The sequence below is a fragment of the Mesorhizobium sp. M0771 genome, from assembly GCF_040320155.1.
GTDB lineage: Bacteria > Pseudomonadota > Alphaproteobacteria > Rhizobiales > Rhizobiaceae > Mesorhizobium.
In genome coordinates this window covers 1-18,206 of sequence record NZ_JAMYPC010000026.1, presented here as the reverse complement: position 1 = coordinate 18,206, position 18,206 = coordinate 1, and the positions used below count along the sequence as shown (strand labels likewise).

Here is an 18,206-nt window from a genome sequence, read left to right as displayed (position 1 = left end):
TCGAAGGCCGTGGCCGGGGCCGGATTACCCCAGACGTGAAAAAGGCCGGGATGACCCGGCCTTTCCGGTCGATTGCGGTCAGCTTACTCGGCCGGCGCTTCAACGGCTTCGCGCGAGCGGCCAAGCGTCAGTTTGGCCAGCGTGAACGAGATCACCGCGCAGAGCGTGATGCCGGCCACCATGGGCAGCGGGGTGCCGTCGAAGAAGATGCCGGCGACGCCCATCGCCAGCGCACCGATGGCGAAGTGCAGCGTGCCCATCAGCGCCGAGGCCGTGCCGGCGATCTCGCCATGCTCTTCCATGGCCAGCACCGACGTCGTCGGGATGACCAGGCCAAGGAAGCCGTAGCCGACGAACAGCAGTGCCGCCATAACATCGAGCCGGTCGACGCCGGTCGCCATGACTGCGAACAGCACAACCATCGTCGTGGCATAGCCGGTTACCGCCACCCAGACGACGCGCTTCAGCCCGAAGCGCTCCGACAGCATCCCCGTCAGTTGCGACATGCCGATGAAGGCCACCGCATTGATCGAGAAGAACACGCTGTAGACGGAAGGCGACAGCCCGTAATGGTCGATCAGGATGAAGGACGAACTCGAGAGGTAGACGAAGAAGCTGGCGATGCCGAAGCCGGCGATCGCCACCAGGCCGAGGAAATTGCGGTCACCCATGAGGAAGCGATAGCCGGCGAGTGCGGTTCCGAAGGAGGAACCGACGCGTTCTTCCGCCGGCCGCGTCTCCTTCAGCGAGGTCGCCAGCAGAATGGTGGCCAGCAGGGCCGCGCCCGTCACCGTCCAGAACACGGCGCGCCAGCCGAAATTCTCGATGATCTGGCTGCCGGTCAGCGGCGCCAGGATCGGCGACACCGAAAACACCAGCATCAGCAGCGACATCAGCTTGGCGGCTTCGGTGCCGGTGTGCAGGTCGCGCACGATGGCGCGCGGCACCGCCATGCCGGCGCTGGCGCCCAGTCCCTGCAGGAAGCGGAAGGCGATCAGCCATTCGATGGTCGGGCTCATGGCCGAACCGATACCGCCGACCATGAACAGCGCAAGGCCGCCGTAAAGCGGCAGCTTGCGGCCGACCATGTCGGAGATCGGTCCGACGACGATCTGGCCGAAGCCCATCGACAGGAAGAAGATCAAAAGGCTCATCTGAACGGCGGCGGTGCCGGCATGCAGATCTTCGCCGATCGAAGGCAACGCCGGCAGATACATGTCGATGGCGAAGGGGCCGATAGCGGACAACAGGCCGAGCACGACCGCGATGCGGAGGAATTTGGGACTCATGATAAAGGCTTCTTTCAAGTCTGGTTGGCGCCGCCAACGCGACGACTAACCCTAGGACGTTCCATCCCGTTGAAATCCGACGGCTCAGAGCGAGATTATTCGTCTCTACGGAGCGAATTCCCCATTTATTGTGTCCACAAATTTAGACAGCCTTGTCTAATTCGTCAATCACCTCTATATAGATTTCTATGAAGCTTGCCGTTTCTCCTGACATTTTCCCGCCACGCGGCCACGAGGCCAAGCGTATGTCGATTATCGATGCGGCGGCTTCGGTCTTTTGCCGGGAAGGCTTTGCCGGCGCGAATATCGACCTGATCGCGGTGGAGGCCGGCGTGTCGCGCCAGACCATCTATAATCACCACCGCGACAAGGAAAAGCTCTTCATGGCTGTGGTGCGCGATCTGACGGAGCGCTGCAATGCCGGCATCTTCGCCACCTTCGCCTCTTTCCCAGACCAGCCGAAGGATCTGGAAGCCGACCTGATCGGCTTTGCCGTGCGCATGAATCAGAACTGCATCTGCAACCGCGACGGACGCTTCCTGCGCAAGCTGATCCAGACCGAAGGCGAGCGCTATCCCGAGCTCTTCGCAGAATGGCGCGACCAAGGGCCGGGCCGGACCTGGCCCGCACTTGCCGCCCGTTTTGCCCGCCTCGCCCATGCCGGCCATCTCGCGGTCGACGATCCCGATGTCGCCGCACGCCAGTTCCTGGCGCTAGCCAACGCCGAACTGCAGACCACCTTCATGCTAGGCGGGATGCCGTCGGAAGACGAAGTGTTGCAATCCGCCACCCACGGCGTGGGCACATTCCTGCGCGCCTTCGGCAAGCGCAGATCAGCGGCAGCGGTGGAAAAACAGCTGGCCAGCGCCTGAACGCCAAAGCAGGCGATCAAATCGTCCGTTACGGGCTTCGCTTCGGCGCATCAGCGATCTATATCCGGTTTACGCCGCGCTCAAGCTTGATTACAGCTATGCGGACGATTCAACGGAACCCGACCAGCACATGGCCGACGACCACATCCGCTACGACATCCTGGCCCAGGAGGCATTGCGCGGCGTCATGCGCAAGGTCCTGGCCGAAGTCGCGCGCACCGGCCTTCCCGGCAATCATCATTTCTTCATCACATTCCTGACCGGCGCGCCGGGCGTGCGGGTGTCCTCCAGGCTGCGCGAGCGCTATCCCGAACAGATGACCATCGTCATCCAGTTCCAGTATTGGGACCTCAAGGTGACCGATACCGGCTTCGAGGTCGGGCTGTCCTTCTCCGACGTGCCGGAGAAGCTGGAAATCCCGTTCTCGGCCGTACGCGGCTTCTACGACCCATCGGTCAATTTCGAACTCGAGTTCGACGTTAAGACCGACGTCCCGGCGGAAGACGATGCAGCCGCCCAGCCGGCTGCCGAGCCTTTGGCTATCGTCTCCGAGAAAAAGCCGAAGGCCGAGAAGAAGGCAGCTGCCACTGAGGCGGAGAAAAAGCCCGCCGTGGCCGATGCCGCCGCCGGCAAGGGCGCCGACGTCGTGTCGCTCGACGCCTTCCGCAAGAAGTAGCGGGACGGTCGGCGCGACATGGGCGAAATCGTCAACCTTCGCCAGGTCCGCAAGCAGAAGGCGCGCACCGAAAAGGAAAAGCTCGCCGGCGAGAACCGCGCTCTGCACGGCCGTTCCAAAGCCGAAAGAACTCGTGACCGTCTGACATCGGACAAGGCCGAAAAATTCGTCGCCGGCCACCGCCGCGAACGCCCGGAAGACCAGGGCGATTGATGGACCGCCTGCGGTGAGCCCGGTCGAAAAACGCTCCGTGACCATCCGCGGCCATCGCACCAGCTATTCCCTCGAAAAACCCTTTTATGACGATCTCGTCGCCATCGCCGCCGCGCGCAAGCTGACGCTTGCTGCCCTGGTCGCGGAGATCGATGAGACAAGACCGCGCGATGCGAACCTGTCCTCGGCGCTCAGGCTTCATGTGCTGGACTGGGCCAAGCGCGGCGCGGTCTGAATGGTTCTTAATTGCCCAGCGACTTCAGCAGATTGTCGACGGAGAACGGATTTGTCCTGGGCTTCGGCGGCGCCGGGGCCGAACCGTCACTGACACCGGGAAGTGAGCGGTCGACCTTCGGCGCCTGCTCCTGAGCCTTGCGCTCGGCCTCCAGCCTGGCTTTTTCCTGCGAAGCGATCCGCATCGCCTGCTCAGCCTTCTTCCGTTCGTCCTCGGCCTTTGCGGCGTCTTCGGCAGCCTGCTCTTCGGCCTGCGCTTTCGCGTCCGCATCTGCCTTGGCCTTTGCGTCAGCCTCTGCCTGCGCTTTCGCATCGGCATTGGCCTTTGCTTCGGCATCCGCCTTGGCCTTCGCATCCGCTTCGGCCTGTGCCTTCGCATCGGCCTGTGCCTTCGCCTTGGCGTCGGCCTCGGCTTTGAGCCGTGCCGCTTCCTCCTGCTTGCGCAATTCCTCGGCCGCGTTGTCGCGCTCGGTCTGCAGGGCGGCGTAGTAGCGCACCTCGCGCCGCAGCCGCTGCTTCTCGAGCAGTGCGGCCTGCATCGCCTCGACCCGCTGCTGCTCCTTTTCCAGCGCGCGCTGGGTCAAAAATTGCGCCAGCGGCTCGCTGTCGAACTGCTTCTTCAGCGCCCCGAACGGCCCATCGACGCTGAAATTGACCGTCGGATCGGAGCCGATCAGCGCCTCGTCGCCAGGCTTGTAGGTGACAGCGCCCTTGGTGGCGACGGTGCCGGTGTTGAGGTCGGCCGTGATGTCGGCAGACAGCGTCGCCGCCTGGTTTTCGAATTTGATCGGTGGTGCCCGCAACGTGCCGCCGGCGACCGTGAAGGCGATGTCGGCATCGCCGGCAGCAAAGCTGCCGTCGCCAGCGATCTCAGGTGCAAAGCCCGCGGTCTTTGCTGTGTCGATGTCGCGCCCGATCGCATCAGCCTTGGCAATCAACGCGCCGAAGGCATCGGGATTGACGCCGGCAATGGTGAGGCCTTTCAGCGCCGCCGTGCCCGAGCCGGAGAGTGCGGCAATCATCGCGTCGACCGATTTGCCGCTGGTCGACAGCCCTGTCGAGAAGTCGCCGCTGCCACTCAGGCCGGCAGCCGGCAGCACGGTCGCCAGGTCAGCGCCGGCAAGCCTCATCTGGCCGGAGAACAGCCCCGTGCCGTCTGTGTTCTTCAACTCGAACAATCCGGTGAGCGCGCCGCCGAGCAGTTTTGCCTTCAGGTCCGAAACGCGGATGCCTTCCTGGTCCAGTTTCAACGACAGCGACGCGTCATAGGCTGTCGCCAGCGGTCCGGCGGCAAGCGTCGCCGTCGTCAGATCGAGATCGGCGCTGAACGGCAGGCTGGAGTTCTGGCTGAATGGCGCCGTCGGCCAGTTCGCGTTGCTGCTGAGGAACGACTGGTCACCGAACAGCGCAACCGCAATCGGGTCGAGGTCCAGTTCGTCGAGCGCCAGCGCACCGGCAAAATGCGGCAGCCCCTGCTTCGCATCGATGTTGACGTCGCCCGAAATCTCCGACTCGTTGATGGATCCGCTGAGGCCGCTCAACACCAGCAGGCCATTGCCGAAATCGGCATCCGCGCTGAGCGAGGTCGAGGTGCCCGTTCCCATGCCCGGCAGGCCGGCGCCGGTCGTCATCAGCCAGGGCTCGATGTCGGAGGCGTCGAGGCCGATCTTGCCCTTGGCGGTGGCGCCTTGCGGCGTCTGAGCAACGGTGCCGTCGAACGTCGCCTTGAAGTCATCGGCGGCGAAATTGAAGCTCGTCGCCAGGCCGCCGCCAAACGTGCCTTTCGCCGAAATATCGGTGCTTGCCTGGCCGAGCATGCCGAGCGGCAGCGCCGGCAGGCCGTAGAGCGCCAGCAGCGCCGTGGCGTCGGGGTTTTTGGCGTTGAAGGTCAGCGTCACCGGCGCGTCGAGCAACTGGCCGACGGCCCCCTTGCCCGACAGCGACGCCGAAAAGGCCGAACCACCGGCCTTGCCTTGTCCGCTCACCGCCAGCCCGGTCGTGCCGTCGCCATTGTCGGCGGCGCTCGCCACCAGATCGACGCGCGCGTCCTGGAACAGTTCAGGATAGGCGGCCGTGCGGCCAGCCAGTCCCTTCAGCATCAGATTGTCGGGATAGTGTTGCGCGGCAATGTCGATCAGCGGCTTCAGATCGACTGCGACCACCGAGGCATCGAGCTTGCCGGTCGGGCTTGCCGGAAAATCCTTGATCCGGCCGGTGGCGCTGATCGAGGCGCCGGCAAGGCCGCCAATCGACAGCCGGTCGATTTCGAGCAGCCCGTCGCGGAGCCGGAGCGCGGTATCGACCGTGTCGGCGGTGAGCCCGCCGGCATTGACCGGCCCTGCCTTGATCTGAAAATCGAGGTCGCGGTCGGAAAAGCGGTTGGCGCCCTTGTCGCTGACGAAGATCGAGGCGAAGGCCGTCAGCCCGTCGACATCGAGTTCGCCGCCCTCGAGCCGCATCAGCACCGAGGACTTGGCGTCGTCGGGCTGGCTGGAATCGATGCGGCCGGTGAACTTCGACTTGCCGAGGATCAGTTCGAGATCGCTGAACGCCTGGCGCTTCTCCGACAGGTCCACCTTGGCCTTGAAGCCGGCGGCCGGCAGCCGGCGGATCGCCTCGTCGACATCTTTGGACAACCAGGCAGCAAAGCCGGAAGGCTGCGCCACCGCCAGCAGCATGGAGCCGCTGAAACCGAAATGATCTTCGACGCTGAGCATGCCGCTGGCTTCCAGCGTCGTGCGCCCGGGCAAGGTCGCGGCCAGCGATTTCACCGACCAGCCGCCCTCGACCGGCTCGGCCGAGAGATGCACGTCGCGCACCGTGGTGTCGCCAGCCACCACCGCCGGCAGCTTGACCTCGACAGTGCCGGGGATACTCGGCTTCGGCAGTTCGAGCAGCGCCTGCTCGATCCCGGCAATGCGCTGGTCCAGCGTCAGGCCGGCGCCCTTCTCAGCGCCCACCGCCTCGTCCAGTTGCACCTGCGCGCCATTGGCCTCGATGGCGAAGTTCGGCCTAAGGCCGAGATCGACCGAAGCCTTGCCGTCGGCTGTGTAGGGATTGTCGAGCGGCCCGGTCTCGAAGCGGAATTCGTCGACGCCGAGCTTCTGGTGATCAAGCGAGAACTTGCCGTTCAGCCGGAAGCCCGGATCGGGCTTGCCGGCGCTGACCTTGCCCGTATTGATCTCGACAACCTCACCATCGCTGCCGCGCAGCGTAGCCGAATTCTTGTCGTTGCCGGAAATCTTGAACTGGCCGGAATAGACGGCAGCCCCATTGACGATGCCGGCATTGCCGTCGGTTTCGATGACCAGTGGATAGGCATCGGGATCGACCTTGAGCCTCAGCCGCATCTGGCCGCTGCCTTCGGCCTTGCCGGTCGAAGCCGCAACCGTCGAACGCAGTCCGTCGAGCAGCAACGTTCCGTCCATGCGCCACGGCCCGGCCAGCGACTTGGCAGAGATGGTCGAATTGATCTCGGAAATCAGATGGCTGCGCCCGCCTGCGGCATGGCGGAGCGCAATTTCTCCCTCCGTCACCGTGAGCTTCTCGATCGAGATCTGGTTGAGATCGAAGGGCGAGGACGGCCGTATCGCCCAGTCGACCGTGCCGTTATCGGCGATGTCGATCGTCGCCTTCGGATGCACCAGCCGCATGTCGAAAATCAGCACTTCGCCGCGCAGGAACGGCGCCAGTTCCGCGTCCATCGAAAAGGTCTCGACGGTCATTGCCGGCTGGCCGCCGGGGCCGCCGGCGACCGTGACGTTTGAGAAGGTCACCGAGGGGAACGGCAACAGGCGCGCCGTGGCGTCGCCTTGCACCGTCACCTTGCGGCCGAGAATGGCGCTCGCCTCGCGCTCGAATTGGGCGCGGTACCCGGTCCAGTCGACAAAATACGGCACCACCAGCGCCGCAACCAGCACCAGCACAAACAAGCCACCGAAGATCACGAACAGGCGTGCGAGCATCAGCTCCGAACGGGTTGATTGAAAGTCAGCCGCACTCTACCCGCATCAGCGTGTCGATAAAGAGGCAATTCATCCAGAGTTGCTTGATCTCTGATGTATCTGGAAGAGCAGAGATTTTTGGACGCCTTTGACCGCGGTCCGGCCTGTGCGCAAGAGACTATCCTGCCATGGCCCGTCGGCGATATTCGTTCAGCAGCACCACCATCTCCTCGGGCGACAATGTCCAGCCCTGCGGTAATGCGGCTTCGGCGCCGAGGCTTTTGGTCACGCTGCCCATGACGGAGCTTTTCTTGACCCCCGGTGCGAAATTGTACCCGATCATATCGCCTATCCTGCGCCGGCGATGGACGACGAAGAAGCTTTCGATATTCTTCCAGGGGACCAGCTTGGGCGATCGAACAAGGCCTCCGCCGAGACTGAAACCTTGTCCGTTCAGCACCAGAATCTGCGGCCGCACAAGCTGCCAGGCAAACACCAACGCGACCAGCCCGAAAAAGGCCACGCACCACCAAAGGCCGGCGGTGTCGCCGTCCTCGGAGACATAAATCAGGAAAGCGCAGGCCAGGACAAAGAAGAGGCTGGCCGACAGCAGTAACAGTGTCTTGCCAAGCGATGCCCTTATAATCAGGGTATCCATTGCCGGCTCCTCACATTTCGGCTATGCAGGTAATATCTTGCCCGGGTTCATGATGTCTTGCGGGTCGAGCGCTTTTTTTATGGAGCGCATGATGTCGACACCATGGCCGAGCTCATGGCGCAGGAAGCCGATCTTGCCCTGGCCGATGCCGTGTTCGCCGGTGCAGGTGCCGTCCATGGCGATCGCCCGCATGTTCAGCCGCGAGACGAATTTCTCCGCCAGCGCGATCTCTTTGGGGTCGTTGACGTCCATCAGCACCAGCACATGGAAATTGCCGTCGCCGGCATGGCCGACGATCGGCGCAACCAGGCCCATCTCGGCAATGTCGGCCTCGGTTTCGGCAACGCATTCGGCCAGCCGCGAGATCGGCACGCAGACATCGGTCGAAAGGCCCTTGGCGCCCGGCCGTAGCGTCAGCGACGCCCAATAAGCATCGTGCCTGGCTTTCCAGAGTTTCGTGCGCTCCTCGGCGACGCTGGTCCAAAGGAATGGCCCGCCGCCATTGTCTTCAGCAATGGCACCGAAGGTCTCGGCCTGTTCGGCGACGCCGGCATCGCTGCCGTGGAACTCGACGAACAGGCACGGGCTCTCGGGATAATCGAGCTTCGAGTAATTCTTCATCGCCCGCATCTGCAGTCCATTGACCAGTTCGATCCGCGCCACCGGAATGCCCATCTGGATGGTCGCGATGACCGCGTTGCAGGCCGCCTCGAGGTTTGGAAACGGGCAGACGCCGCCGGAGATCGCCTGCGGAATGCCTTGCAGCTTCAAGGTCAGCGAGGTGATGATGCCGAGCGTGCCTTCCGAGCCGACCAGAAGCCGCGTCAGATCGTAGCCGGCCGAACTCTTTTTCGCCCGCTTGCCGGTCGTCACCGTCTCGCCATCGGCCATGACGGCCGTCAGCGACAGCACGTTTTCACGCATCGTGCCGTAGCGCACCGCATTGGTGCCGGAGGCCCGCGTTGCCGCCATGCCGCCGAGCGAAGCATTGGCGCCGGGATCGATGGGGAAGAACAGGCCGGTATCGCGCAGGTGCCGATTCAAATCCTCGCGCGTTACGCCAGGCTCGACCGTGCAGTCGAGATCCTCGGGGTTGACCGACAGGATGCGGTTCATGCGCGAGGTGTCGACCGAGATGCCGCCACCCGGCGCGTTGGTGTGGCCCTCCAGCGAGGAACCGACGCCGAAGGCGATGACCGGCACGCGGTGCGCGGCGCAGGCACGTACGATCTCCTGCACCTCTTCTGTCGTCTCCGAGAACGCGACACCGTCAGGCGCCTGCGTCGGAATATAGGTGGTGGTATGCGCATGCTGCGAGCGGATCGCCGCGCCTGTCTGGAAGCGTTCGCCGAGCTGCTGCTTGAGAATGCCGAGCACGGCGGCGATGCCTTCCTCGTTGCGTTCGACCGGATTGAGGTCGCTCAGAGCCATGAATTCCTCCGCGAATGGACCAGCGTCCACGCTTGTTATGCGATTATGGATGCGTAGTCTCGACTGCCGCGCTCTGTCCAGCACCAGAACAAGGAACTTTCCATGCCTGTTCCCGCCCCCTTAGTTTCCAAACCGATGGACATCGAGAAGGACTGGATCGACTACAACGGCCATCTCAACATGGCCTATTACAACGTGTTGTTCGACCGCTGCTCGGATGAGGCGTTCGAGGCGATGGGCATGGGGCTGGACTATGTCGAAGAGCGGCGCCTGACCATCTACACGGCCGAAGTCCATGTTTGCTATGTCCAGGAACTGCACCTCGAACACAAGGTCGTCGTATCCTTCCAGCTGATCGATCACGACGACAAGCGGCTGAGGGCCTACCAGGAAATCCGCCATGTCGATGGCTGGCTTGCCGCCACCTCCGAAACCCTGTCGCTGCATGTCGACATGTCCGGGCCGAAAGTCGCGCCCTTCCCCGCCGATGTGCAGGCCAAGGTGGAAGCCATGCGCGCCGCCCATTCTGCACTGCCGATGCCCGAGCGCGCCGGCCGTTCGATCGGTATTCGCCGCAGGACCGCTTGAAGCGCTGCCGCGCCCGCGTTAACCTTACCAAGGTTTTAACGTGAACAAGCCATTTGGGCCATTGAACGACTCAGCTGACCGTTTGAGAACGGTGCCATGCGAGTTGTGACGCGGGCGGCGGGCAACAGGCGGTTCGAGGAACGTGCATGAAAACCGACATCAAGGTCGAGGTGGACAGGCTGGCTGCCGATCCGCGCATCACCGACTATGATTTCTGGCGCTCGTTGAAGAACGTCAACAACGAGATCTTCCACATCGCCAACAACAACGAGCCTATCCCCTTCGACATGATCCGCTGGCGCGCCATCCTGAAGCAGGCGCGCATGAAGCGTGGCCACGCCTGATGTTTCCGCTGTTCTGAGAAAGCCGCCACCGGCGAGCGCCGCCACGGACCATTGCGACCTGATCATTTCCAAAGGTCTGCGCCAGCCCCGCTTTCAGCGAATCGGCTGCATCCGACAACCTTCAAAAACCGTTCATTTCGACAGTTTGCGCAACCGGCGATTCGGTTTCGCAAACGGCTGCCTGCGACAAGAAGATCAAGATTGAACCAATTCCACGTCTAAGCCGTTGTGACCCCTGAAAAACGGCTTGGAGTGAAAGCATGGACTGGAAAAGGACCAGGGAACCGGCCGACGCATGGCACATGACGGACAATCTGCATGCCGAGCACGGCAAGGGCGATCCGTTCGCGGCCGCCATCCGCGCCACCCGCATGTCGATGGTCATCACCGATCCCCGTCAGGCGGACAATCCGATCGTCTTTGCCAATGACGCGTTCCTGCGCCTGACCGGCTACGAGCGCGACGAGGTCATGGGCAAGAACTGCCGCTTCCTGCAGGGGCCAGAGCCAGACAAGGCAGCTGTGGCTAGCGTGCGCGACGCGATAGCAGCGGGAACCGATATCGCCATCGATCTGTTGAACTACCGCAAGGACGGCTCGACATTCTGGAATGCGCTCTACATCAGCCCGGTTTCCAACGACAAAGGCGAACTCCTGTTCTTCTTTGCCTCACAGCTCGATGTCTCCGATCGCAAGCGCTCGGAGGATCGCATCACCGCCGACAAGAACCGCTTTGAAAAGGCTGTCAAGGAACGCACGCGCGAGCTTGAGGCCGCCCTTGAGGCGCAGACCACGCTGCTGCACGAGGTCGACCATCGGGTGAAAAACAACCTGCAGATGATCTCCTCGCTGATCATCATGCAAAGCCGGGCAATCAAGGATGAAGCGACAAAGCGATCGCTGGCCACCATGCTGGAGCGCATCGAGGCGCTGAGCACGGTGCATCGCCGTCTCTACCAGTCAAAGGATGTCAGCCGCTTCGATGTCTCGGATTTCGCCAGGGATCTGGTCACCGACCTGCTGACCGCATCCGGACGCGCCGAGATCAAGCCGACGCTGGACCTCGAACCCATCGTCATTCCGGCCGAAAAAGCCACGCCTGTTGCCTTGATGGTCAATGAGCTTGTCACCAACGCGCTGAAGCACGCCTTCAAGGCAAAGCCGGACGGCACCACCGCGGGGCGCATCGGCATCAAGATGAGCCAGCCCGACGGCCACTTCAACATCGAGGTTTCCGATGACGGCGTCGGCATGGCCGAGGCCAGTGGCGATGCTTCCTTCGGCATGCGGCTGATCAAGTCGCTTGCCCGGCAGTTGCATGCCGACATCGAATGGCGCGACGCCGGCCCGGGCACAAAGGTCGTCATCTCGATGCCGAACGAACCGCAGCAGAAAGGGAAGCTGTCATGAACGAACCGCTCAAGGTCCTGATCGTCGAGGACGAGGCGTTGCTGGCGATGGAACTGGAAAGCCTCGTCGAGGAAGCCGGCCACAGCGTTGTGGGTTGGGCGACATCCTTGGCCGAAGCAAGAGGTATGATTGATACCGCCGATGCCGATATTGCCTTTGTCGATATCCACCTCGCCGACGGACCAACCGGGGTCGAGGTTGCCGAGCATATCCGCGAGGGTAACCGTTCCATGGTGGTGTTCATGACCGCCAATCCAAAACGCATCCCCGACCATTTCGCCGGCGCGATCGGCGTCATCGCCAAGCCCTACACGATGAACGGACTGGTGTCGGCGTTGCGCTATCTGCAGGAGGGCGTGCGGCGCCCGCCCCCGGTCTCGGTGCTGCCGGCCGGTTTTACGCTGTCGCCGGCCTATGAAAGCGTATGGGCGTCGTCGGCGGCCTGAAGCCTACGCCAGCTTCTCCTTGAGGAAAGCGATCGTCCGTCCCCAGGCGAGATCGGCTGCCTTCTTGTCGTAGCGCGCGGCCGAGGTGTCGTTGTTGAAGGCATGGTTGACGCCGTCATAGACATAGAGCGTGTATTCGACATGGGCGGCGTCGAGCGCTTTCTTGTAGGCATCGATGCCGGCGTCGATGCGCTCGTCGAGCCCGGCATAGTGCAGCAACAGCGCCGCCTTGATCTTCGCCACATCCTCGGCCTTCGGCTGCATGCCGTAATAGGCGACGCCGACGGCGAGATCGGGCGCGTTGACCGCCAGATTGTTGACCGTGCCGCCGCCCCAGCAGAAGCCGACAGCACCGACCTTGCCGTTGCCGTCCTTCTCGCCCTTGAGATAGGCGATGGTCGCCAGGCCATCGGCGGTGACCTGGCTGGCGTCGAGCTTGGTGAACATGTCGCGCGCCTTGTCTTCGTCAGCGGGCGTGCCGCCGAGCGGCGACAGGAAATCCGGCGCCAGCGCCACGAACCCTTCCAGCGCAACGCGCCGCGCAACATCCTTGATATGCGGGTTGAGCCCCCTGTTCTCATGCACCACGATGACGGTGCCGAGCTTGCCGGACTGGTCCGCCGGCCTGACCAGATAGCCCTTCATCTCACCGCTGCTGCCGGAATAGGTGATATCTTCAGCCTTCACGCGCGGATCGTTGTCGGCGACGATTGCCGCCTGCGCCGAATTCGCCGCAAGCAGCGGCGCGATCGCGGCCGCCGCCGCGCCCGATCCGGCAAGCCTGGTCAGCTGTTCCATGAAGCGGCGGCGGTCGAGCGTCAGATGCGTGTATTCGTCATAGGCATCGATCATCGCCTGGGTGATGGCAGGTTTGGCAGGTTTGACGGCTTCGGCGGTGGGTTTCGTCATGGCGTGCTCCTCGTTAGGAGATGATCTCACGGTCACTCCGGGATGACCTCATGGTCACTCCGGGATGACCTCGCGGTCACTCCGGGATGACTCGCGGATCAAGATAGGGTGCAAGCTCGCACGGTCCAGTCTCGGATGGGTGACGCTTGCGCCATCGAACGATGCGGCCGCCCCGCCGAACGCGCCCATCACATTTTGGTCATTTCAGAGAATGTCGATGGTGCCGCCACAATATGGAAGGAAGCTGATGATGGTCTCGCTCGTAGCGGCGAGCCCGACGAGAAGGAACAACGCCATGACCTTGTCTACTCCGATCCTTGCAAGCGCGCTCGTGCTTGCTGTTGCTGCCTTGCTGGCAATGCGCTCCGCTGCTGCCGCAGCCGCCGCTCGGATGGTGAAGGTCCGCGTCGACCGGCGTCGGCCTGCACCACGCTGATCCAGCAGGCCGAAACAGGGCCGCAGCTAACCAATGAAGTACTGGGCTCCGTGCCCAGCCTCAAAGGCCATCTCTTACGCAAGCTGACCAAGGCTGCTGCTGCCCTCATCGCCCTGCCGGGCACTTCTCCCCGTATAGATGCCGGCAGGCAGATAAGGGGCGGCGCGACATTACCAGAATATCTGCCGGGCCGATCACTTACCTAAGTCACATCGCTGCTACTTCGGCAGCGTATAGGCCATCACATAGTCGCCGGGCTTGGTGCCGACCGAGCCATGGCCGCCGGCGACGATGACCACGAACTGGCGGCCGTCGGCGACGGTGTAGGTCATCGGCGTCGACTGCCCACCGGCCGGCAGCCTGGCCTGCCAAAGCTGCTTGCCCGATGTCAGGTCATAGGCGCGCAGATAGTCGTCGACCGCCGCGCCCAGGAAGACGACGCCGCCGGCGGTGATCATCGGCCCGCCAATGCCGGGAACACCGACCTTCAGCGGCAAGGGCAACGGCGTCATGTCATAGACGGTGCCGTTGCGGTGCTTGTAGGCGATCTTGCCGGTTCTGAGGTCCGCTCCCGCCACATAGCCCCATGGCGGCGCCTGGCAGGGCACGCCGAGCGGCGACAGGAACGGCCCCATCACCACCGCATAGGGTGCGCCCTCATTGCGGTTCAGCCCCTGCTCGCTGCCGCGCCCCTCATCCGGCGGCGGCACCTGGTCGCGCGGAATGAGCTGCGATTTGAACGCCAGATAGGTCGGCATGCCGAACATCACCTGCCGCACCGGATCGACGGCGACGCCGCCCCAGTTGAATGTGCCGAAATTACCGGGATAGACCAGCGACCCCTGCACCGATGGCGGGGTGTAGCGGCCCTCGTAGCGCAGGCCCTGGAATTCGATCCGGCAGGCCAGCTGGTCGAACATGGTGATGCCCCACATGTCGGCGCCGGTCAGCGGCCTCGGATTGAAGGAGAGATCCGAGACCGGCTGCGTCGGCGACGTGTGATCGCCCTCGACAGCGCCGCCCGGCGCCGGCACTTCCTTGATCGGGATGATCGGCTCGCCGCTGCGCCGGTCGAGCACGTAGAGGTCGCCCTGCTTGGTCGGCCCGACCAGGCCCGGAACGACGCCGGCAGCGGTGGTGATGTCGACCAGGGTCGGCTGTGCCGGCACATCCATGTCCCAGAGGTCGTGATGCACGGTCTGCCGCACCCAGCGCACTTGTCCGGTGGCCAGATCGAGCGCGGTGATCGAGGAGGAAAACTTCTCGACATTGGCGCTGCGGCCCATCCCGAGCTGGTCCGGCGTCTGGTTGCCGAGCGGCACATAGAGCAGGCCGAGCTTCTCGTCGGCGCTTGCCGTCGACCACATGTTGGGCGAGTTGTGGGTGTAGGTCTGGCCTGCCGCCAGCGGCGTTGTCTGGTCCGGATTGCCGGAATCCCAGTTCCACACCAGGGCGCCGGTGTCGACGTCGAAGGCCCGGATGACGCCGGACGGCTCTTGCGTCGAATAATTGTCGTTGACCGCGCCGCCGATGATGATCTTGCCGCCCGCAATCAGCGGCGCCGAGGTCGAGTAATAATAGCCCGACTTCGGATACGGCATGTTGGTCAACAAATTGAGCGTGCCGGCTTCGGCGAAGGACGGGCAGACCTGGCCGTTGGCGGCGTCGAGCGCGATCAGCCGCGCATCCGAGGTCGGCAGATAGACGCGCGTCGCGCAAGGCTGGCCGGCGGCGATCTTGGCATCGGCATAATAGGACACGCCGCGGCAGGTCTGGTGCTGGCGGTCCTTGTCGAGCTTGATCTTGGGATCGAAACGCCATTTCTCCTTGCCGGTGGCGGCATCGATGGCGATGGCGAAATTGTGCGGCGTGCAGATATAGAGCGCATCGCCCACCTTCAGCGGCGTCACCTGGTAGGTGGTTTCGCCGACATCGTCCGGCCCTTTCACGTCGCCGGTCTGGTAGATCCAGGCCGGCTGCAATTTGGCGACATTGTCGGGCGTGATCTGGTCGAGCGGCGAATAGCGCTGGCCAAATTGCGTACGGCCGTAGAAATGCCATTCGCCCGGAGGCACATTGCCGCCGAGATCGGCAGTCGGCGTCACCTTGTCGGCGCTGAGGTCGCCGGCGATGTCCTTGGGATCGGCCGTCATCGAATAACCGGCGACGGCGAGCGATGCGAGCACGGCCAGAATGAGCGGCGCGCGCGCGTCGGGGCCGATCAGGCCCCGCCTTGCCCAAGGCGTCAGCAGCCACAGCGCCAGAAGCACGATGATGCCGCCGCGCGGTCCGAGTTCCCACCAGTCGAAGCCGATTTCCCACACCGCCCAGGCCAGCGTGCCGAGCACGATCGCCGCGTAGAGCCAGAGCGCCGTCGATTTGCGCCGGAAGAGCAGCCATGCGGCGATGAGGAAGGCGAGACCGGTGACGACATAGTACCAGCTGCCGCCCAGCATCGCGAGCCAGACGCCGCCGCCGCCAAGTGCGAGGCCGATGAGGAACAGGATGAGGGAGGTGATGACGACAGCCAAGACGATACTCCTTCGACTGATGCGCATTCCGCGACGCGGCCATGGGCAAAGGTATGCCAATCCTGCCCCCGGCGGTACAACCTTCTCCCGGCCGCCGTGCCTGTCAAGCCGCCGGGGAGCGATCCATGGCGAAACCAAAAGGCCATGCCGCAGGCTCTCTTGCGTAACAGGGCGTTTTTCGAGGCCACACGCCAAGGTGGCAATCCCGCCTTGCCGGCATCCGGGTTTTCCAGCAGTCTGCTTTGGACCAACCATCAGGAGCAACCAGAGTGACGTCATTCGCCTCGCCTCTGACGCGCGTAGTCCTTGTCCTCTGTAGCTTCGTCGCGCTCACGGCCGGCACAGTGGCCGCGCCGGCACAGACGCTGAGCGAGATCAACAAGGCAAACGGCTTTCACGAGATGCTGATGGGCATCGGTCCCGGCATCGCCGCAGCCACGAAATCCATACCCGAACCGTTACCGGCAAATTTCCAGGACGCCTTGTCGGTCGCGCTGGAAGGCGCCTTCGACGCAGTCAAAATGGAGACTGCCATCGAATCGCGGATGGCCGACAGGCTGTCGGCCACCGATCTGTCCGACCTCGCAGCGTTTTACGCTTCCCCGTTGGGCAAGCACGTCACCGCTTTGGAAATTCAGTCGTCTGGCCCGGAAGGCAGGCAAGGCAAGAAGACAGAGGGCAAGCAAATCCTCGCCGAGCTTCCGACCAAGGATCCAGCCCGGCTCGAATTGTACCGCAAGATCATCGACGATATCAGCGCTGTCGACACCGGCGAGGCGATAGCGCTGAACATGAGCTACGCGATGGTTACGGGGATGCTGGGCGCAGCCGGAAAGCCTCTGTCGGACGAACAGATCATGGCGTTGGTGCGTCAGCAATCCGTGAAAATTCGCCAGAACATCGAACAGAATGCCATGCAGGGTAGCGCTTATACGTACCTGGATCTCTCGCTCGGCGATCTCAGACTGTACTCGACATTCCTGGCGTCAGCCGCGGGCAGCCGCTATTACGACCAGATGCTGACGGCCTTTGGCATGGTGATGACAGAGGAAGCGCGCTCGTTCGGACATCGATTGTTCGTCGCGCTCGGTTACCGAAAGGCCTGAGCCGCGGTATCGGGCACTTTAGCAGAACAAAACGTAGACACTTCTGGTCTTTCGCTCCCGAATCACTACATTCGGGGGAGATGTCCGGCTTTGCGGAAGACATGCCCTTTTTCGACGAACCCAATGCGCGGCCCGCGGCCCCGTCGGGCATAGCCGCGCGCGCCATGGCGGCCCGCAGCGGCCCCAACAGCGCGCCCGATTATCTCAACGGCCTCAACCCCGAGCAGCGGCTGGCGGTGGAAACCACCGAAGGCCCGGTCCTGGTGCTGGCCGGCGCCGGCACCGGCAAGACCCGCGTGCTGACCACCCGCATAGCCCATATCCTGGCCACCGGCAGGGCTTTCCCCTCGCAGATCCTGGCGGTGACCTTCACCAACAAGGCCGCGCGCGAGATGAAGCAGCGCATCGGCCATCTCGTCGGCGAAGCCGTCGAGGGCATGCCGTGGCTCGGCACCTTCCACTCCATCGGCGTCAAGCTCTTGCGGCGGCACGCCGAGCTGGCCGGGCTCAAATCCGATTTCACCATCCTCGACACGGACGACGTCGTACGGCTGATCAAGCAGCTGATCCAGGCCGAAGGCCTCGACGACAAGCGCTGGCCGGCCAAGCAGTTCGCGCAGATGATCGACGGCTGGAAGAACAAGGGCCAAGGCCCCGCCGACATTGCCGAGGGCGACGCGCGCAGCTTCGCCAACGGCAAGGGCCGGGAACTCTACAAGGCCTATCAGGAGCGGCTGAAGACGCTGAACGCCTGCGACTTCGGCGATCTGCTCTGCCACCCGATCCGCATCTTCCGCGCCAATCCGGACGTGCTGAAGGACTACCACAAGCGCTTCAAATACATCCTCGTCGACGAGTACCAGGACACCAACACCGCGCAATACATGTGGCTGCGGCTGCTGGCGCAAAGACCTACCTCCCCCTCGATGGGGGAGGTCGCGCCGCGTAGCGGCGCGGGTGGGGGTGGCAGCGCCGGCGCCAGTCCCCCCGCCCCCCCCCCGGGGGGGGGCCCCCCCCCCCCGCCCCGCCACCCGTGTCCAGCAATCGTTCCAACATGAAACTTTAAGCTTGAAATATTTTATCTCCGGCGCGATACTTGATATGCAGCAAGCGAAGAGGA

The 18,206-nt window shown here is 63.4% G+C and carries 17 protein-coding genes and 1 pseudogene; 12 read left to right on the top strand and 6 right to left on the bottom strand.

Annotated elements, in window-relative coordinates:
* Window positions 1–83: 83 nt before the first annotated feature.
* A complete protein-coding gene (locus NKI05_RS28290; protein ID WP_023682099.1) occupies window positions 84–1,289 on the bottom strand; it encodes a multidrug effflux MFS transporter in 1,206 nt (401 codons plus the stop codon).
* Between the two features lie 188 nt (window positions 1,290–1,477).
* Here NKI05_RS28290 and NKI05_RS28285 point away from each other — a divergent pair, with 188 nt between their 5' ends.
* The 4 genes from NKI05_RS28285 to NKI05_RS28270 all read left to right on the top strand — a co-directional run bounded on the left by NKI05_RS28285 (window position 1,478) and on the right by NKI05_RS28270 (window position 3,285).
* Window positions 1,478–2,161, top strand: a complete 684-nt coding sequence (locus tag NKI05_RS28285) for a TetR/AcrR family transcriptional regulator (RefSeq protein WP_023753518.1) — start codon at window positions 1,478–1,480, stop codon at window positions 2,159–2,161.
* Window positions 2,162–2,291: 130 nt separating this feature from the next.
* Window positions 2,292–2,837, top strand: a complete 546-nt coding sequence (locus NKI05_RS28280) for an SspB family protein (protein ID WP_023667419.1) — start codon at window positions 2,292–2,294, stop codon at window positions 2,835–2,837.
* An 18-nt stretch (window positions 2,838–2,855) separates the two neighbouring features.
* Window positions 2,856–3,050 carry a DUF4169 family protein gene (locus tag NKI05_RS28275; RefSeq protein ID WP_023667420.1) on the top strand — a complete coding sequence of 65 codons (195 nt, stop codon included), beginning with the start codon at window positions 2,856–2,858 and terminating at the stop codon, window positions 3,048–3,050.
* Window positions 3,051–3,063: 13 nt separating this feature from the next.
* On the top strand, window positions 3,064–3,285 hold the full coding sequence (locus tag NKI05_RS28270; protein ID WP_023668319.1) for a ribbon-helix-helix domain-containing protein: 222 nt from the start codon (window positions 3,064–3,066) through the stop codon (window positions 3,283–3,285).
* Between the two features lie 7 nt (window positions 3,286–3,292).
* On the opposite strand, the gene NKI05_RS28265 is transcribed toward NKI05_RS28270, so the two are convergent.
* The 3 genes from NKI05_RS28265 to NKI05_RS28255 form a co-directional block, all read right to left on the bottom strand.
* Window positions 3,293–7,249 (bottom strand): AsmA family protein, encoded by a 3,957-nt coding sequence (locus tag NKI05_RS28265; RefSeq protein ID WP_023815556.1) that lies wholly within the window; start codon window positions 7,247–7,249, stop codon window positions 3,293–3,295.
* A gap of 157 nt (window positions 7,250–7,406) precedes the next feature.
* On the bottom strand, window positions 7,407–7,886 hold the full coding sequence (locus NKI05_RS28260) for a hypothetical protein (RefSeq protein WP_023815557.1): 480 nt from the start codon (window positions 7,884–7,886) through the stop codon (window positions 7,407–7,409).
* Window positions 7,887–7,907: 21 nt separating this feature from the next.
* On the bottom strand, window positions 7,908–9,317 hold the full coding sequence (locus NKI05_RS28255; RefSeq protein ID WP_023725338.1) for an FAD-binding oxidoreductase: 1,410 nt from the start codon (window positions 9,315–9,317) through the stop codon (window positions 7,908–7,910).
* Window positions 9,318–9,419: 102 nt separating this feature from the next.
* Here NKI05_RS28255 and NKI05_RS28250 point away from each other — a divergent pair, with 102 nt between their 5' ends.
* The 5 genes from NKI05_RS28250 to NKI05_RS28230 all read left to right on the top strand — a co-directional run bounded on the left by NKI05_RS28250 (window position 9,420) and on the right by NKI05_RS28230 (window position 12,104).
* Entirely contained in the window at window positions 9,420–9,905 is a 486-nt protein-coding gene (locus NKI05_RS28250) for a thioesterase family protein (protein WP_023699589.1), read from the top strand.
* A 146-nt stretch (window positions 9,906–10,051) separates the two neighbouring features.
* A complete protein-coding gene (locus tag NKI05_RS28245) occupies window positions 10,052–10,249 on the top strand; it encodes a hypothetical protein (RefSeq protein ID WP_013531006.1) in 198 nt (65 codons plus the stop codon).
* Window positions 10,236–10,454, top strand: a complete 219-nt coding sequence (locus tag NKI05_RS28240) for a hypothetical protein (protein ID WP_155929625.1) — start codon at window positions 10,236–10,238, stop codon at window positions 10,452–10,454. Before NKI05_RS28245 ends, NKI05_RS28240 begins: the two co-directional genes overlap by 14 nt.
* A 55-nt stretch (window positions 10,455–10,509) precedes the next feature.
* Window positions 10,510–11,658, top strand: coding sequence for a histidine kinase dimerization/phosphoacceptor domain -containing protein (locus NKI05_RS28235; RefSeq protein ID WP_023815558.1), 1,149 nt, complete (start codon window positions 10,510–10,512; stop codon window positions 11,656–11,658).
* Window positions 11,655–12,104, top strand: a complete 450-nt coding sequence (locus tag NKI05_RS28230) for a response regulator (RefSeq protein ID WP_023668313.1) — start codon at window positions 11,655–11,657, stop codon at window positions 12,102–12,104. Before NKI05_RS28235 ends, NKI05_RS28230 begins: the two co-directional genes overlap by 4 nt.
* A 3-nt stretch (window positions 12,105–12,107) precedes the next feature.
* Here the strand turns inward: NKI05_RS28230 and NKI05_RS28225 are convergent, their stop codons facing one another.
* Window positions 12,108–13,013 carry a dienelactone hydrolase family protein gene (locus NKI05_RS28225; protein WP_023682108.1) on the bottom strand — a complete coding sequence of 302 codons (906 nt, stop codon included), beginning with the start codon at window positions 13,011–13,013 and terminating at the stop codon, window positions 12,108–12,110.
* Window positions 13,014–13,148: 135 nt separating this feature from the next.
* Here NKI05_RS28225 and NKI05_RS28220 point away from each other — a divergent pair, with 135 nt between their 5' ends.
* Complete coding sequence (locus NKI05_RS28220; RefSeq protein WP_155929627.1) at window positions 13,149–13,655, top strand: hypothetical protein; 507 nt, start codon at window positions 13,149–13,151, stop codon at window positions 13,653–13,655.
* A gap of 12 nt (window positions 13,656–13,667) precedes the next feature.
* Here NKI05_RS28220 and NKI05_RS28215 read toward each other — a convergent pair whose 3' ends face one another.
* Window positions 13,668–16,007, bottom strand: a complete 2,340-nt coding sequence (locus tag NKI05_RS28215; protein ID WP_196814830.1) for a glucose/quinate/shikimate family membrane-bound PQQ-dependent dehydrogenase — start codon at window positions 16,005–16,007, stop codon at window positions 13,668–13,670.
* A gap of 380 nt (window positions 16,008–16,387) precedes the next feature.
* On the opposite strand from NKI05_RS28215, the gene NKI05_RS28210 reads away from it, so the two are divergent.
* Together NKI05_RS28210 and NKI05_RS28205 are read left to right on the top strand one after the other, a co-directional pair.
* A complete protein-coding gene (locus tag NKI05_RS28210) occupies window positions 16,388–17,086 on the top strand; it encodes a DUF2059 domain-containing protein (protein WP_352793780.1) in 699 nt (232 codons plus the stop codon).
* 80 nt (window positions 17,087–17,166) lie between these two features.
* A pseudogene (locus NKI05_RS28205) lies at window positions 17,167–18,096 on the top strand (ATP-dependent helicase); the annotation flags it as partial.
* Window positions 18,097–18,206 lie beyond the last annotated feature (110 nt).